Origin of the sequence: Thalassotalea agarivorans, assembly GCF_030295955.1 — a bacterium.
Taxonomy (GTDB): domain Bacteria; phylum Pseudomonadota; class Gammaproteobacteria; order Enterobacterales; family Alteromonadaceae; genus Thalassotalea_D; species Thalassotalea_D agarivorans.
Genome location: NZ_AP027363.1, coordinates 1335148 through 1350711 on the forward strand (window position 1 = coordinate 1335148; position 15564 = coordinate 1350711).

The 15564-nt window shown below is 42.5% G+C and carries 14 protein-coding genes; 4 read left to right on the top strand and 10 right to left on the bottom strand.

Annotated features, from left to right (window positions below):
* The first annotated feature begins 10 nt into the window (after window positions 1–10).
* Complete coding sequence (locus QUD85_RS06280) at window positions 11–1741, top strand: thiamine pyrophosphate-binding protein (protein WP_093330067.1); 1731 nt, start codon at window positions 11–13, stop codon at window positions 1739–1741.
* A gap of 38 nt (window positions 1742–1779) precedes the next feature.
* Here the strand turns inward: QUD85_RS06280 and QUD85_RS06285 are convergent, their stop codons facing one another.
* From QUD85_RS06285 to fadE, 4 genes are all read right to left on the bottom strand, one after another.
* Window positions 1780–2451, bottom strand: coding sequence for a TetR/AcrR family transcriptional regulator (locus tag QUD85_RS06285; protein WP_093330069.1), 672 nt, complete (start codon window positions 2449–2451; stop codon window positions 1780–1782).
* A gap of 79 nt (window positions 2452–2530) precedes the next feature.
* Window positions 2531–3424, bottom strand: a complete 894-nt coding sequence (locus QUD85_RS06290) for an acyltransferase (RefSeq protein ID WP_093330073.1) — start codon at window positions 3422–3424, stop codon at window positions 2531–2533.
* A 188-nt stretch (window positions 3425–3612) separates the two neighbouring features.
* Complete coding sequence (locus tag QUD85_RS06295; RefSeq protein ID WP_093330075.1) at window positions 3613–3960, bottom strand: rhodanese-like domain-containing protein; 348 nt, start codon at window positions 3958–3960, stop codon at window positions 3613–3615.
* A gap of 84 nt (window positions 3961–4044) precedes the next feature.
* Window positions 4045–6474, bottom strand: coding sequence for an acyl-CoA dehydrogenase FadE (gene fadE, locus QUD85_RS06300; RefSeq protein ID WP_093330078.1), 2430 nt, complete (start codon window positions 6472–6474; stop codon window positions 4045–4047).
* Between the two features lie 208 nt (window positions 6475–6682).
* Between fadE and QUD85_RS06305 the strand changes: the two genes are divergently transcribed.
* On the top strand, window positions 6683–7501 hold the full coding sequence (locus tag QUD85_RS06305; protein ID WP_093330081.1) for a class II glutamine amidotransferase: 819 nt from the start codon (window positions 6683–6685) through the stop codon (window positions 7499–7501).
* Window positions 7502–7550: 49 nt separating this feature from the next.
* Here QUD85_RS06305 and purN read toward each other — a convergent pair whose 3' ends face one another.
* Both purN and purM read right to left on the bottom strand, forming a co-directional pair.
* Entirely contained in the window at window positions 7551–8192 is a 642-nt protein-coding gene (purN, locus tag QUD85_RS06310) for a phosphoribosylglycinamide formyltransferase (protein ID WP_093330083.1), read from the bottom strand.
* 4 nt (window positions 8193–8196) lie between these two features.
* A complete protein-coding gene (purM, locus tag QUD85_RS06315) occupies window positions 8197–9237 on the bottom strand; it encodes a phosphoribosylformylglycinamidine cyclo-ligase (protein WP_093330086.1) in 1041 nt (346 codons plus the stop codon).
* A 153-nt stretch (window positions 9238–9390) separates the two neighbouring features.
* On the opposite strand from purM, the gene QUD85_RS06320 reads away from it, so the two are divergent.
* Both QUD85_RS06320 and hda read left to right on the top strand, forming a co-directional pair.
* Complete coding sequence (locus QUD85_RS06320; RefSeq protein ID WP_093330089.1) at window positions 9391–10659, top strand: DUF2066 domain-containing protein; 1269 nt, start codon at window positions 9391–9393, stop codon at window positions 10657–10659.
* A complete protein-coding gene (hda, locus tag QUD85_RS06325; RefSeq protein WP_093330092.1) occupies window positions 10649–11356 on the top strand; it encodes a DnaA regulatory inactivator Hda in 708 nt (235 codons plus the stop codon). Before QUD85_RS06320 ends, hda begins: the two co-directional genes overlap by 11 nt.
* Before the next feature lie 38 nt (window positions 11357–11394).
* Here the strand turns inward: hda and QUD85_RS06330 are convergent, their stop codons facing one another.
* The 4 genes from QUD85_RS06330 to bepA are packed head-to-tail and all read right to left on the bottom strand — an operon-like array spanning window position 11395 to window position 15438.
* Complete coding sequence (locus tag QUD85_RS06330) at window positions 11395–13236, bottom strand: hypothetical protein (protein ID WP_093330095.1); 1842 nt, start codon at window positions 13234–13236, stop codon at window positions 11395–11397.
* Entirely contained in the window at window positions 13229–13630 is a 402-nt protein-coding gene (locus QUD85_RS06335) for a DUF2069 domain-containing protein (protein ID WP_093330098.1), read from the bottom strand. Before QUD85_RS06335 ends, QUD85_RS06330 begins: the two co-directional genes overlap by 8 nt.
* A complete protein-coding gene (gene arsC, locus QUD85_RS06340; protein ID WP_407705090.1) occupies window positions 13630–13974 on the bottom strand; it encodes an arsenate reductase (glutaredoxin) in 345 nt (114 codons plus the stop codon). Before arsC ends, QUD85_RS06335 begins: the two co-directional genes overlap by 1 nt.
* Before the next feature lie 9 nt (window positions 13975–13983).
* Window positions 13984–15438, bottom strand: a complete 1455-nt coding sequence (gene bepA, locus QUD85_RS06345; RefSeq protein WP_245732118.1) for a beta-barrel assembly-enhancing protease — start codon at window positions 15436–15438, stop codon at window positions 13984–13986.
* Between the last annotated feature and the right edge of the window lie 126 nt (window positions 15439–15564).

Sequence of the window (15564 nt, forward strand, 5' to 3'; positions counted from 1 at the left end):
GAACATAACAATGAAAAAAACAGCAGCGTGGCTTGTTAGATATGCGTTAGAACAGTTAAAAGTGACACATACCTTTGGTATTCCCGGCGTGCACAATACTGAAATTTATGATGAGTTAGAAAATTCCGACACTATTGATCCTGTACTTGTTACTCACGAGGGTTACGGCGCGTTTATGGCTGATGCTATAAGCCGCTCAAGTGATTCTATAGGTACCTTGGTGATTGTCCCTGCTGCAGGTGCTACGCATGCAGCGAGTGGTATAGGGGAAGCCCACTTAGACGGTATTCCTATGCTAGTGATCAGTGGTGGCGTTCGTACAGATTCACAATTTGAGTATCAGCTGCACGATATGGATCAACACAAGATGCTTGAGCCGATCACTAAGAAAACCTATAAAGTGACCACTTACGAAGACGTTGTTCCTACTATTTTTGACGCCTACACAGAAGCAACAACAGGTGAACCAGGACCGGTATTCGTTGAGATTCCAGTGAATTTACAGCTAGATAAAGGGGAAGTATCACATCTTCCTACATACCAACAACCAGCACCTGTACTTAGCTTTGATGCTCGTGAAGCTATTCAAAAAGCGGCTAAATTACTCGCATCAGCTAAAAATCCAGGCATCTTCGTCGGCTGGGGTGGTGTAGATGCTAGCCAGTCATTGACGCTTATTGCCGAGCAACTAAATGCGCCAGTATCAACGACATTACAAGGATTAAGTGCATTTCCGGCCAACCACCCACTGCATACTGGCATGGGTTTTGGTCCGGCAGCCGTGCCAGCGGCAACAAACGCGTTCAAGCAGTGCGATTGTTTACTTGCCATAGGTACTCGTTTTTCGGAAATACCAACAGGAAGCTTTGGCGTTACCGTACCTGAAAACCTAATACATATCGATATTAATCCTGCCGTGTTTAGTAAGAACTACCCAGCTAAAATAGCAATTGAAGCAGATGCCACTTTAGCATTAGCAGAGCTTGCCGAAGCCATTAAGCCCCTAGGCAGTGAAAACCAGCAGGCTGCAATACAGGGCAAAATTGCAGCGGATAAAGCGAATTACCAAAAAGAATGGCTTGCGCACGACAGCAAGGATAGGGTTAATCCAGCCGTATTCTTTAATGCGCTAAGGCAGCAGTTACCAGAAGATGGTTATGTTATTGCTGACGACGGTAATCATACATTCTTGTCTGCTGAACTGATGCCATGTTTAAAACCGAGACACTTTTTTTCGCCAACAGATTTTAACTGTATGGGCTATGCGATCCCTGCTGTGATTGGCTGTAAGCTTGCCAACCCATCATTGCCAGTAGTGGGTATAATTGGTGATGGCGCGTTTTTGATGAGCCAAACAGAGCTTTTTACTGCGTCAAATCGCGGGGTGGGAGCGGTGTTTACCATTTTTAATGACGGCGATTTAGCACAAATTTCACAAGCCCAAAAAACGCCATACAATCGCACTACATGCACTAATTTGCCGAATGTTAGATTTGAAGCTTTAGCGACGGCGAGCGGTTGTCAGTATGTGCGCATTGAGTCAAACGATGATGTACAGAGCAAAATAGCAGAGGCTTTGTCGTTAGCGGCTGAAAGCCAACCAGTAGTGTTGGACGTAAACATTGATTACAGCAAGAAAACACGTTTTACACAGGGCATCATTAAAACTAATTTGAAACGAATGAAGCTGCCAACAAAAATCAGAATGATTTCTCGAGCACTTTGGCGACGGATAAGTTAATTTTTAGCTGAAAAAAACGATGCATAAGCATCGTTTTTTTATGTTCGTACACCCATTAACAGGGCGAGAATTCGGTAGGTTGTTGTTCGAATTTCTTCAATATCTAGCAACTCAACAGGGATACCTAGATTGCGGTATTCTAACTGGGTATATATCGTCAACATAATATCGGCATCAATATCCGCATATTTTTTGTTAAAGTAACCGCACAGCTTCATAAACGGTGTGATTAACGCTTGTTTATGCTGCAGCGCTATTTCTCGAAGCTCAGGAATTAACTTGGCTTGCGTAAACATTAACTGCTCAACAGCTAAAGCTTCCTGTTCTTCCTCTAATTTGTGGTAAATATACTGCGCCGACATATCCGCTAAAGTATTGCATAGTTGCTCACGCACGGCTTTTTTTCTTAGCTGTGCTTTTTCAATCGCTTCTACCACTTCAAAGGCTTGATCCCATGCTGAATTAACGCGCGCTTGCGTTTCTTTAGCGCTCAATAAAAAAGCCTCATGGACCAATTCATTAATATCTTTAAAATAGTAGGTAGTTAGCGACAATTGAATATTGGCAACCGCTGCAACTGCTCGGTGGGTCGTACCTTTAATGCCTTGTTGGGCAAGCACGGTAATTGCCGCATCGAGAATTTGCTTCCTTGTTTTTTCACCTTTGGTGCGACGCCTAATGGAGCCTTTCTTTTCTATAACTTCACTCATCTACGTTAACGTCCATAAAATAACGTAACAATAAATTAACGTTTTTTTTACAAATAAGCAATGCAAACATGGCGTAAATTTATCGACCCATCCATTTGTCTATATTTGCGTCTTTTCTTAACCACAAATCATTCAACCAGGTTTGAAAAGAAGCTTGAAATGATTCGTCTTCAAAGTAATTACCAACGATTTCATCGGTCACATCAATTTGCTCGATATCTACAACAACTTCAGTCAATTTGCCACTAAGTAAACGTTTCATTGTGTGCCCCTCAGTGCCAGGGTAGCAAATAGTCACGTTCAATACTTTGTCAAACTGCTCACCCATGGTGGCTAAAGTAAAAGCAATGCCACCTGCTTTAGGTTTGAGTAGATTACGAAACGGGCTTTGTTGTTGCTTGTGTTTACTTTCCGTTATGCGCGTGCCTTCAACAAAATTAATAATGGTGGTTGGCGCGAGTTTATATCGTTCACAAGACTTTTTAGTTGTTTCTATATCTTTTCCTTTCAGGTGCGGGTTTTTCTCGATGAAAGATCGAGAGTAGCGCTTCATAAAAGGCATATCTAAAGCCCAACAACCAATACCAATAAAAGGTACTTTTTTGAGTTCTTCTTTTAAGAAAAATTTAGGTTCTGGTATGCGTTTGCGAGCGACATGAGCAACAACGAATATGTCCAACCAACTGATATGATTTGCGATCAACAAATACCATGACTCACGGTTAAGCCCTTCATCGCCTTTGATGGTCCATGTTGTTTTATTTAGCAACATGATAACGAGATAATTATTTAGTGCCCAAAGTCTAAAAATACCGTTCATCACCACAAGTATTTTGCGATGCACTGAGGCGAAAGGAAGTAGCAACTTAAAAATGCCACCAATAAACAAAGTTGAACCAGCGAATGCTAGGTTTAAGCTCAGCAATACAACGCCAATAGGAAATAATATGAAACTTGGTAAAAAAGAAAGCATGCGTAAAGCAGTCCTTAAAAATGCGCTTGTTTTCTGACGAACAATTATGTCCGATACTTTACATATTTTTTACCATAAGTGGTACATTTTTGTTTGTTACAGGTGTGCGCTGAAAACAAGGGAAAGTCAAACTCTCCCCATTAAAATCATGTAGTTAGCTAAGAAAGCAATTGTTTTATTAAGAACGGTTAATGATTAAAAGCGTTAGCAATATCTTCAAACTTACAAGTAATAACATGAACATTGTTGTAGCCGATGCGAGCAAGTTGCTCACCCGCTAATGTTGCTCTGCCTCCAGTTGCACAATGGACATAAATAGTTTGCTCGGCATTAGGGTGTAAGTTAAGCATTTGCATTTCTAATACGCCGCGTGGAATGTTTATAGCGCCTTTAACTGCGCCTTGTGCAAATTCTTGCGGTTCTCTGACATCGACAATTAGTGCGCCCGATAAATCCTTAGCCGCGGTGTCTGCAGCAGTAACACAGTTTACGTTTTCACGTGCCTTAGCTACGAGCTCTGGAACAGTAATTAACATTGATATACCTATTTTTATGATATTGATATGCTCAATTATAGCGTTTGTAGGGTATAAAAAAAGGCGCTTAATGCGCCTTTTTTGTTATTTGAATTCGACGTTTGCCGCCATATCTGCGTGGTCAAAGTCGTCCACGTCGATAGCTGCTTTTCGTCCAACTTCTGTGCGTCGCAATAACTCAGCTTCTTCTTCAGTAATTGCATTGGCTTCAAGGCCTATGTCTGCAACTTCATTAAGTCTAAAGAATGGCAGCTTCTTACCAACAGCACGGCATACTTTTTCATATACTGGCTCACTTGCTAGTACATCATCAAGCGTCTGCTCTAAGGTGCCTAACACATTGCCTTCGTCACGCGTCAAGTATTGGCCGTTGCCCAAACGATTACGAGATTCACCTGGTGTTTGCATGATGCGTGCAACTTTGTGATCAGTAACGTCACTTGGCTTGTTAAGACCTTTACCGAATGGGAACAAGATAAGACCCATTACTTTACCAACAAGCTTGCTTGGGAAGTTTTTAGTTAATTCATCAAGCGCTGTTTGTGCTTTGAATAAACTATCTTCTACTGCCCACTCAACAAGCGGTAAGTCTTCAGCTAGACGACCATCATCGTTATAACGTTTAAGTGTTGCTGATGCCATGTATAAGTAGCTCAATACGTCACCTAAACGAGCTGAAATGCGCTCTCTACGTTTTAAGTCACCGCCAAGCGTTGCCATCGCAATGTCAGAAAACATCGCTAGGTTTGTACTAAAGCGTGTCATAATTTGGTAGTAACGAGCGGTTTTGTCGCTCACAGGCGTTTTAACAAAACGAGCACCTGTTAATGAGAACCAAATTGAACGGAAGATATTGCTAATAGAGAAACCAATATGTCCAAACAATGCATGGTCAAAGTCATCTGTCGCTTGTTTAAGATCTGGGTTAGCTGCTGCTTCTAGTTCTGCAAGCACATAAGGATGACAACGAATCGAACCTTGACCGTAAATAATCATTGAGCGGGTAAGGATGTTTGCACCTTCTACCGTAATCGCAACAGGCGCACCTTGGTATCCACGTGCAAGGTAGTTATTCGGACCCATACAGATACCTTTACCACCATGAATATCCATAGCGTCTGTGATTGAGCTACGCATTTTTTCAGTTAGGTGATATTTAGCAATTGCAGATACTACCGACGGTTTTTCACCCAAATCAATAGCACCTGTTGATAAAGTAACAACGGAATCCATCAGGTATGCATTACCACCGATACGCGCCATTGCTTCTTCAACGCCTTCCATTTTACCTATAGGTAATTTGAACTGGCGGCGAATGCGGCTGTATGCACCTGTCGCCATAGCAATAGATTTTACGCCACCTGTACTGTTAGAAGGCAACGTAATTGCACGGCCAACAGACAAACATTCCACTAGCATACGCCAGCCTTGGCCCGCCATTTTCGGACCACCAATAATGAAATCCAACGGTACGAATACTTCGTTACCTTGCGTTGGACCATTTTGGAATGGCACATTTAATGGGAAGTGACGACGACCTGTTTTAACACCCTCAATATTGGTTGGGATAAGGGCACATGTAATACCTAAATCTTCAGTATCACCTAATAGGCCGTCTGGATCGCGCAATTTAAATGCAAGACCCAAAACTGTTGCTACAGGAGCAAGTGTAATATAACGCTTGTCCCATGTTAGCTTCATACCTAACACTTCTTTGCCTTCGAACTCGCCCTTAGTTACAACACCAAAATCAGGGATTGCACCGGCATCAGAACCCGCTTCAGGGCTAGTTAATGCAAAACAAGGGATTTCATCGCCTTTTGCAAGACGTGGTAGGTAATAATCTTGTTGTTCTTTAGTGCCGTAATGTTGTAGTAATTCACCCGGACCTAAAGAGTTTGGTACGCCTACGGTACTTGCTAAAATGGTGCTTACACCTGTTAGCTTTTGAAGTACACGCGATTGTGCGTATGCAGAAAATTCTAAGCCGCCATATTCTTTTTTGATAATCATGGCGAAGAATTTATTATCTTTTAAGTACTGCCAGATTTCTGGCGACATGTCTGCACGATCATGGGTCGCTTCCCAGTCGTCAAACATGCGACATACTTCTTCCACAGGACCGTCAATAAACGCTTGTTCTTCAGCACTTAAGCGCGGTTGTGGGAAATTATGTAGTTTATTCCAGTCAGGTGCACCGCGGAAAAGATCTGCTTCAAACCAAGTTGTACCTGCTTCTAATGCTTCCTTTTCAGTGGAAGACATTTCAGGCATGATACCTTTAAATAGTTTTAGCAATGGGGCACTGATAAATTGCTTTCTAAGGTTAACTAAGTTAAGTGGTGCCATGATCACAGCAAAGATGATCCAGCTCCATAAACCGATAATATTTGCGAAAGTTCCAATCGCCATTAACGCAGCGAACGCTAATGTAAAGGTAGCAAGTTTTGCGCGCGAGTACGCCATAAAACCACCTAGCACAATGGCAGCTAGAACCCAAATGAGTATATCCACAATCACTCCTCATAATTGCCTCGTTGGTACGAGGTCAGACCAGATACTCTATAAACATAATATTTCTACACATAAATAGCAATAACTTTTCGTTAAATTTCTGTTAGTAAGTGTAGTTGTTGTTTGCCAATGACAGTAAAAATTATCGCTAAAAACATCAGGCTCTAGGTATAATGATTTTTTTCAATAAAACGGTGACCTTTAATCGATGTGTGAATTGTTAGCGATGAGCGCCAATGTGCCAACGGATATATGCTTTAGCTTTAGTGGCTTGATGCAGCGAGGCGGTAATACCGGCCCGCACAAAGATGGTTGGGGCATTACCTTTTATGAAGGTAAAGGTTGCCGCAGTTTTAAAGACCCATTGCCTAGCGCGCAATCACCAATCGCCACTTTAGTCACCCAATACCCGATAAAAAGTGAAGCAGTGATATGCCATATCAGGCAAGCTAATTCAGGCGAAGTTAGTTTAGAGAATACCCATCCATTTATTCGACAAATGTGGGGAAAGAATTGGACGTATGCGCATAATGGTCAGTTAGCGGATGTCACCAAGCATTTGTCACTGGAAGCCCATATACCAATAGGACAAACTGATAGCGAGCATGCGTTTTGCTATTTACTTGATTCGCTATACTTTGAATTTGGCAAAACAGAGCCTAGTGCTGACGTATTGTTTGCCTTTATTGCAAAACAATGTGAGCGCATAAATCAACTGGGTGTGTTTAATATCACGCTGACCGATGGCGTGCATTTATTTGTTTATTGCGCCAATAATCTAAATTGGATTCAACGCCGCGCGCCTTTTGGCGAGGCGAGTCTTTTAGATGCTGAAATGTCCGTTGATTTTAAACAGGAAACGACAGATCACGATATTGTCTCTGTCATCGCGACAAGACCACTTACCGGCAATGAAACCTGGCATAAGATCAAACCAGGACAATGGATTGTTTTTAAACAAGGGGAAATTGTGTTGCAAGGGCAGGAACAAGCTCACTATCACAAACCACCGGTTGGTAGTTTTTAAAAAGAATCTTGAGCATCAGCTAGTAAAAAGGAGCCGTTAGGCTCCTTTTTTAATCTTCATTTGCATAACCACTTTGTGGTAACACTTGTCCGTCAAGCTGTGCTTGTTCGCCAATCATTTTGAGACGCTCTTCGCAAAACCATTTAACCACAAGCGGGTAGATGCGATGTTCTTGTTGGTGCACTCTTGCTGCAAGGTCTTGCGCTTCATCTCCGTCAAAAACAGGGACTTTAGCTTGCAATACAACAGGGCCACCATCAAGTTCTTCGGTAACAAAATGAACGCTAACACCGTGCTCTTTATCACCTGCATCAAGCGCTCGTTGATGTGTATTGAGCCCCTGATATTTTGGCAAAAGTGAAGGGTGGATGTTAAGTAACCTACCTTGGTAATGTTGCACAAAACCAGCGGTAAGAATACGCATAAATCCTGCCAACACAACGACATCTGGTTTATACGCATCTATTGTTTCTATCAAGGCAGCGTCATAGTCCTCTCGGCTATCAAAGCTTTTGTGAGAAAGCGTTTGATTTGCGATACCTGCATTTTCAGCACGCGTTAGACCGTACGCACCTTCGATATTCGAAATAACGCCAACAACTTTACCCGGATAGTTTGACTCGCTTGCATCAATAATGGCTTGTAAATTGGAGCCACTACCTGAAATCAAAACAACAATATTTTTACTCATGTGTTTACTTGATCACAACCTGTTCTTGGTCAGCAGCAGCGTTAGCAATTTCACCGATATGCCATGCTTTTTCGCCGTTGGCAGTAAGAATCTCTAGAGATTGCTCAACCGCATCAGCAGGAACAGCGATAATCATACCAACACCACAGTTAAACGTACGGTACATCTCATGGCGAGTAATGTTGCCTTTTTCTTGTAACCAATTGAATATTTCAGGCCATTGCCAGCTTGATTCATTAATTACTGCTTGCGCGCTTTGTGGTAATACACGTGGAATGTTTTCCCAGAAACCACCACCGGTAATGTGAGATAGGGCGTGTACATCAACATCGGCAAGTAGCGCTAGCACTGATTTTACGTAAATCTTAGTTGGCGTTAGTAAGTGTTCGCCGATAGATTTGTCACCTAGCATTTCATTGGTGTCGGTACCATTTACTTCTAATACTTTGCGAATCAGTGAATAGCCATTTGAATGAGGGCCAGAAGCGCCTAATGCGATAAGTTGGTCGCCTGCAGCTACCTTACTACCATCTAATAGGCGAGATTTTTCAGCAACACCTACGCAGAAGCCTGCGATATCGTAATCACCTGCGTGGTACATACCAGGCATTTCAGCAGTTTCGCCGCCGACTAGCGCACAGTTTGATTGCACACAACCTTCAGCAATACCACTAACAACACTTGATGCAACATCGACATCTAAATGTGCTGTCGCGTAGTAGTCTAAGAAAAATAGCGGCTCTGCACCTTGAACGATTAGATCGTTAACGCACATCGCAACCAAGTCGATACCGACAGTGTCATGTTTGTTAAGGTCAATGGCAAGACGTAGCTTAGTGCCTACGCCGTCAGTACCTGCAACAAGCACAGGCTCTTTGTAACCTGTTGGTAATTGGCATACAGAGCCAAAACCACCAAGGCCCCCCATAACTTCTGGACGGGTGGTACGTTTTACTGCACCTTTAATATTTTCAACAAGCGCGTTACCTGCGTCTATATCAACACCAGCATCTTTATAACTTAGAGACTGTTTTTGTTCGCTCACGAGGGGATTCCTTAACAATGATTAATAATGGGATAAAATAAAACGCGTATTCTACCAGTGCTTGCCTAGGGATAAAAATTATTTTTGATCTAAGTTCGAAATAAATGGCAAAATGTACGTCTTAGCGCAAATAAAAATTACTCAAGTGTGGTTATGATAAAAAAATTCGCTTTCATCGTGTTCGTTTTTGTAAGTTTTTCTGTTTTCTCTGCAGAAGTTCGCGATCTTTACGTAGCAAAAACAGCGGTAGAAAATCAGTCGACAAGTACACGCACAAAAGCTATTCAGCAGGGCATGAAGCAAGTGATAAAACGTGTCGCTGGTCGCCAAGTCGATTTTAGCGACAAAACCATAGACAAAGCACTGCAAAACTATCGCCAATATCTTTCCCAATATCGATACAGCAAAGAAGATGATGAGTTGTTTGTTGTTGCGCGTTTCGATGAAAATAAAATTAATCGCCTGATTACTGAACAAGCACTACCTCTGTGGGGCCCTCTGCGCCCAGAAATTACCTTGTTCTTTGTCGATAACTCACTGCCAGGCTACCGAGTGGAAAGCAGTGAAGAGGTTGCTGAAGAAGAGTCATCAGAACCTGATGAAAAACCACTCGCCCCTTTACCAGATTATATCTACCAGCTGGCGCAGCAACATGGTTTACCGTTTACGGCGCAAGCACAAGCTGAGCAGATCGATTTAAATAGCTCGTACGTGAGTGCATTTAATGATGATTTAGTTTTTGAAGCGGCAGACGAGCTAGGTGCAAACGCAGCATTGACCTTATTGGTATTCCAACTACCTGAAAACAAATACACGGTGCAATGGCGTTACGTTTCGGAGCAATTGACGTTTTCTAATACCACAGAGAATTTACAATACGAAGGTGAAGATAAGCACCAACTCGTGGCTAAAGCAATGGCTAACTTAGCACAAATTTTACTTAATCAATTTGCATTGGATACGTCAGTTGCTAGTGAGTTTGAGATGGAAGTGCAGGACATTGAATCGATGAAGTCATTTGTGGCATTGACTGAGTATTTGCAAGGTTTAGCGGCGGTTAAATCGATTCAACTGGTCTATGCCGACGAAGAGATAAAACGTTTTAAGGTTTCAGTAATCGGCACCCAAAAGGCCTTTATGTCGACCGTTAGCCTAGGCAGTAAATTATTACTAATCGACCAAGGTATTGTTGAACCTGCTACAGAAGAACTGCAGGAAGGCGATGTAATGCCTTACACTGAAGATGACGACATAGAAGAGTCTGACTTTATTACGCCACTTTCAAGTGAAGCCACTGACAGTGAAGAGTCATTAAAAACGCAAACATCTATAGCGTTAGATGAAGAGAGCGACCAAGTGCTAGAAGATAGCGCTGACACCGTCGTGAGTATCCCGTTATTTTCTTGGCAATATGAGCAATAAGCAGGCGCAATTAACGTTGTCGGTGCAATTACCCGACGACGAGACATTTGAAAGTTTTCTTGGTGATACTAATCATGCGAGCAAAAGTTTGTTGCAGCAATTTATCGCCAGTAAAGGTAACAACGAAGTAAATAGCTTTTACCTGTTTGGTCATCAAGGCGTGGGCAAGTCGCATTTATTGCATGCCTGTTGTGCTGAAGCCGAACAAAAAGGCTTAACCAGTTTATGTTTGTCACTATCTGAGCTAGTCAGTATGCCGACAGACGTATTAATTGGCTTAGAATCGTTAGATGTTGTTTGTTTGGATGATATTGAATGTTTGCAGGGAAATGGGCAATGGCAACAAGCCATATTCGATTTGTTTAATCGCGTTATCGAACAACACAAGCAGATTGTTATTTCATCGAACACCTCGGTACAGGCGCTCGATTTTGAATTAGCCGATTTATTATCAAGGTTGTCTTGGGGCTATACCGAACAGTTAAAGCCCTATAGCGACAATGAAAAACTATCGATGCTTATCTACCGCGCAAAACAACGTGGCATCATTCTTCAAGAGGACGTTGGGCGCTATTTATTAAATCATTACTCACGAGAGCTTGCTGATTTGATCCATTGTTTGGATATTCTCGACAAAGCGTCTATTCGAGAAAAACGAAAGATTACCATTCCTTTTATCAAAGAAATTCTGACATAAAAAACGCCGCTTAAAGCGGCGTTTTTGTTTCTTAAACCTTATTTTCTCACCGGAATAGGCTTGTGATAGTAAGGTAGATTTTGTGGGCCATGGCCAAACGGTTGCTTGTTGCCAGTTTTGGCAGCACCATTGTTAGGACCGATGTTGATATTGTCGAACCAATTTACGTCAGGTTCCATTGGAATTGGCGTTATTAATGATGCAGCTGCATCATCAACATCGATTTCAGGAATAACACGAGATAAAACAAATTGAGCGCGTGGTAACACGTCTGGCTCATTTACACGACCGCGTTGTCCCCAGTCCACCATGTAGTTAGTATCGCTAGTACCCGTTACGGCAACATCGCGTAAAATACCATAGCGATATTGCATCATCAGCTCTTCAAACAACATCGCAAAATCTTCACGAATGGTTGAATAAGAGTAGTAGCTATTTGCGTGGTCACTGGTAAAAAATACCGTCACGTCAGCGGGCATGTACGCTTTTTGCGTTTCGCTCGCAGTCTCACCTTGGAAGCTAACTTGCGCTAAATTCAACATTTCTTGGCTGGTTAACGGAATAGCCACGTCGAGGTCAGTTGAGCTCCACGTATTAGCAATTGCTGCTTGCAAAACAGACTGGTTGGTACTTGCCGACGCCCACGTAGTGCTTGGGAAGAAATCGTTGGCATGCGCCAATTCGTGATACATCAATGAAATTAAGCGATTAACGCCGTAACTTTCAGGGCGAGTTATACGAAGATTACTCGGCACATAGGTGTTTACGTAGTCATTATTTTTAACGTAACGCCATGGTACTTCAAACTGCAACTCATTACCAAAGCCAGCACGAAAATCAGGTGCTTCGTTTATGGTATCGCGCTCTTCTGGCGTTAACCAAAAGTTGTTGGCATCTAAATAAATAGCGCCCGTTACCGCCCAGTAAAACGATGGACGCACATCATACGAGATAACGACGGCAGTTGTTGCGCGCAGCAAGTTTCTAAAATCACCGTTAGTATCATAGTTGCGCATAAAATCTTCAAAACGCTTACCCATCCATTCATGTGAGACAACAACACGATTCATCACGTCGTCTACAGATGGAGTGGTAGTGTCCTGCGCAAGCAGCGGTAAGCTACTTAAAGAACATGAATCTTCTAACGTATTAGAGTAAACACATTGTTGCAACACACTTGCGTATGGTGAGTTAGCACGATACGGAAAGACCTTCGCCACACGCGTGTCGAAATAAGCATCATTTGCTATTTCATCAACGGCTTCAACAAGCACAGACACTTGGTCAACATCATCAGAGCCTGCTTGCGTCAGTTCAAATGTAATTAATGTGTCGTTGTTAACGTTGCTTGGCGTGTCAAAAAAGATAGCCAAATCGTTAGTTTCAACCGACACATTTGGACCGGCTACTTGACGCCAACTAAAGCTACCCGATGCGCCACTATTTGACCACGCACGCAGAGATACTTTATTACCCATTTGAACAACATGGCCTAGACGAGCAGTAAAATCTATCTCGTCAGCATCAATACTAATTGTTTGCTCGCCACTAACTGTATCACCAGCACCATTGGTATAGGTGACAGAAGCTCGTACTGTACCTTGCGATGACGGTGTCACGGCAATCATTTTTGCAGATGGCGCTGCCGGTGCGCTTACGCCTGCACCCGAAACGCTCCAGCTAATATCTGTTGCATTAGCGCTGCTAGCCAAATAAAACTCAATGGACTCACCAATCGAATACTGTTCATCTGCTGCAGCAATTGCAATGACTTGATCCGGATCGATAGGGTCGCTATCACTGCTACTGCCACCACAGGCAGATAACAATAACGCAGACAAGCCTACCGGGAGTAACGCTAAGTTTCTTTGTTTAATCATGTGTTGAATCCTTCTTTTTTCTTATACTTAGACCCAGTTCTTGGCCTTTATATTTCGCATAATATGTCGCCGATAAAAACAACGTTGTGACGAATACAAGCTCGATAGACGCCCATATGATATCGGAAGGAGATACCCAAAGTGTGGTTAAGCAATGGAGGAAAAACCATACCACGATGAAATTCGTCCATGCGTAAGTGTATGGATTTCCTTTTACTAACCCTCTTATGGGGAAGAGTAACGGCAACCAAAATAGAGATAATGAAAGTGCCGGTGATAAAGCCTCTGAGGGGTTGATAAATAACAACCACAAAGGCATATAGATTAACAGCGAAAAATACGCGACTAATGCTATTTTTTTCAGTGTATCTGTAGCAAAAAGTTGCTTAGCCATTATGCATTAACCAAGGTTAAGACATTTTCTGGCGGGCGACCGATTACCGCCTCGTTGCCATTAGATACAATAGGGCGTTCAATAAGCTTTGGTGTATTTACCATCGCCGCTAGCAAGGTAGCATCGTCAGCACCTTTCAACCCTTGCTCTTTAAACTCTGCTTCTTTGGTTCTCATCATGTCAATCAGGTTGCAGTTCAGTTGCTTGCGCAGTTCACTAATCTGCTCTGCCGATAAAGGTGTTTTTAAATACTCTACTATTGTTACGTCAGTATTTGACTCTTCGATCAGTGCTAGTGTTTGTCTGCTCTTGCTACAGCGTGGGTTGTGATAAATGGTAAGCATAAAAATCCCTTACAATCGTTTTACTTTGTCTAGCGCATCCTGAAATTGCAGGACACGTGCTTTAATCCGTTTTCTTAACAACGGTTGATTCTTAGTAAAGTTGTAGCCTGTTTGCAATTCATCTATCGCTTTTTGATAGACGCCTAGCATCGCGTATACCTCGGCTTTGGCTGAGTGCATTAATGCAGGCTTATCCAACTCTTTATAAATACTGGTTAACAAGTCATAGGCGAGAAAGTTATCTCGTTTAACTAATAAAAAATCCTGAAGTACTTGAGCGGCTTCTTCATTGCGACCCGCTTCGTGCAATACATTGGCGTAGTTAAGCGTGACCACTTGGTTATTGGGCATTAATCTTGCCAATTGCGAAAGCATATCGGTGGCTTTATCAAATTCTTTTGTTTTTATGTAAACATCTGATAACGCGTCGACATAAAACAAATTATTGCGATCGTTACTGCGCAAAGACTCTAGAATGACTTTTGCGTCTTCCGCCTGATTGTTTTCATAAAGCGAAAGCGCTAAACCATATTCTGCCGCTTCTTTTAAGGCATACGTGTTTCTATTGAGTTGGTGATTAAAGTTGGCAATATTCGATTTTGCATTGCCTTGGTAACGGGCTTTTATTCGCGATTTTGACAATTCAAACGCCAAACTTGGCGGTAATTGCACGCTAGGCATATTTTGCGCTCTAAGGCGCGCGTCAGTAATTCGAGACTCTGGTAAAGGGTGAGTCAGTAGCATGGCAGGAGGCTTGCTGCTATATCGATACGCTTCTGACAATTTAGCAAAAAATTGTGGTGCCCCTTGAGGATCAAATCCACTAGCGGACAACAAGGCAATCCCAACACGGTCGGCTTCTTTCTCATTACCACGGGTATAGTTAATACTTGCTTGTTGGCTTGCAGCCATAGTAGTACTCAAGGCCGCCATACCGGCAGTTGGGTTTACTAACGCCAGTAAAATACTTGAAACTAACGCTGTTACCGCAACAGGTTGATTGTTACTTTGCGATTCAAGACGGCGCGCTAAATGGCGCTGTGTTACGTGCGAAATCTCGTGGCCAATAACTGACGCTAGCTCACTTTCTGTATCAGCAGCGACTAAAAGCCCTGTATGAATGGCAATATGGCCACCAAAAAAGGCAAAAGCGTTTAGTTCTTGATTACGAATAAAGAAAAATTCAAAACCATAATTGACATCGTTAGCGTGCTTCACCATACGATTGCCAATATCATTGATATATTCAGTTAACACTGGATCGTGCAAAATAGGTTGTGTGGCCCGCAATTGGCGCATCATCGCATCACCAATTTGGCGCTCTTTCTCTACGCTAAGTACACTTGAGCCTGCAGACCCGATTTCTGGCAGCTTATTCTTATCGTTTTGCAAGGCAAAGCTGTGCGGTGCAAGTGCGGTACTGGCAATACAAGTGGCTAGCAATAAAGGTTTAAACTTCAACAACGCTATAATATCCAGTTTTGAATGAAAAAATGGCTGGCGACAATATAACACGGTTATTTGTGACTTGTCTTAACCTTTTTTAAGACCATAATTAGCCGAAAAGTTCAATTTTATTTACGCTTTTGC

Excerpts from the sequence above, each read along its gene's own strand:
- QUD85_RS06290 (WP_093330073.1), bottom strand. The coding sequence starts at position 3,424 with ATGCTTTCTTTTTTACCAAGTTTCATATTATTTCCTATTGGCGTTGTA.
- QUD85_RS06330 (WP_093330095.1), bottom strand. The coding sequence starts at position 13,236 with ATGATTAAACAAAGAAACTTAGCGTTACTCCCGGTAGGCTTGTCTGCG.
- QUD85_RS06335 (WP_093330098.1), bottom strand. The coding sequence starts at position 13,630 with ATGGCTAAGCAACTTTTTGCTACAGATACACTGAAAAAAATAGCATTA.
- hda (WP_093330092.1), top strand. The coding sequence starts at position 10,649 with ATGAGCAATAAGCAGGCGCAATTAACGTTGTCGGTGCAATTACCCGAC.
- QUD85_RS06320 (WP_093330089.1), top strand. The coding sequence starts at position 9,391 with ATGATAAAAAAATTCGCTTTCATCGTGTTCGTTTTTGTAAGTTTTTCT.
- QUD85_RS06285 (WP_093330069.1), bottom strand. The coding sequence starts at position 2,451 with ATGAGTGAAGTTATAGAAAAGAAAGGCTCCATTAGGCGTCGCACCAAA.
- purN (WP_093330083.1), bottom strand. The coding sequence starts at position 8,192 with ATGAGTAAAAATATTGTTGTTTTGATTTCAGGTAGTGGCTCCAATTTA.
- QUD85_RS06295 (WP_093330075.1), bottom strand. The coding sequence starts at position 3,960 with ATGTTAATTACTGTTCCAGAGCTCGTAGCTAAGGCACGTGAAAACGTA.
- arsC (WP_407705090.1), bottom strand. The coding sequence starts at position 13,974 with ATGCTTACCATTTATCACAACCCACGCTGTAGCAAGAGCAGACAAACA.
- QUD85_RS06280 (WP_093330067.1), top strand. The coding sequence starts at position 11 with ATGAAAAAAACAGCAGCGTGGCTTGTTAGATATGCGTTAGAACAGTTA.
- QUD85_RS06305 (WP_093330081.1), top strand. The coding sequence starts at position 6,683 with ATGTGTGAATTGTTAGCGATGAGCGCCAATGTGCCAACGGATATATGC.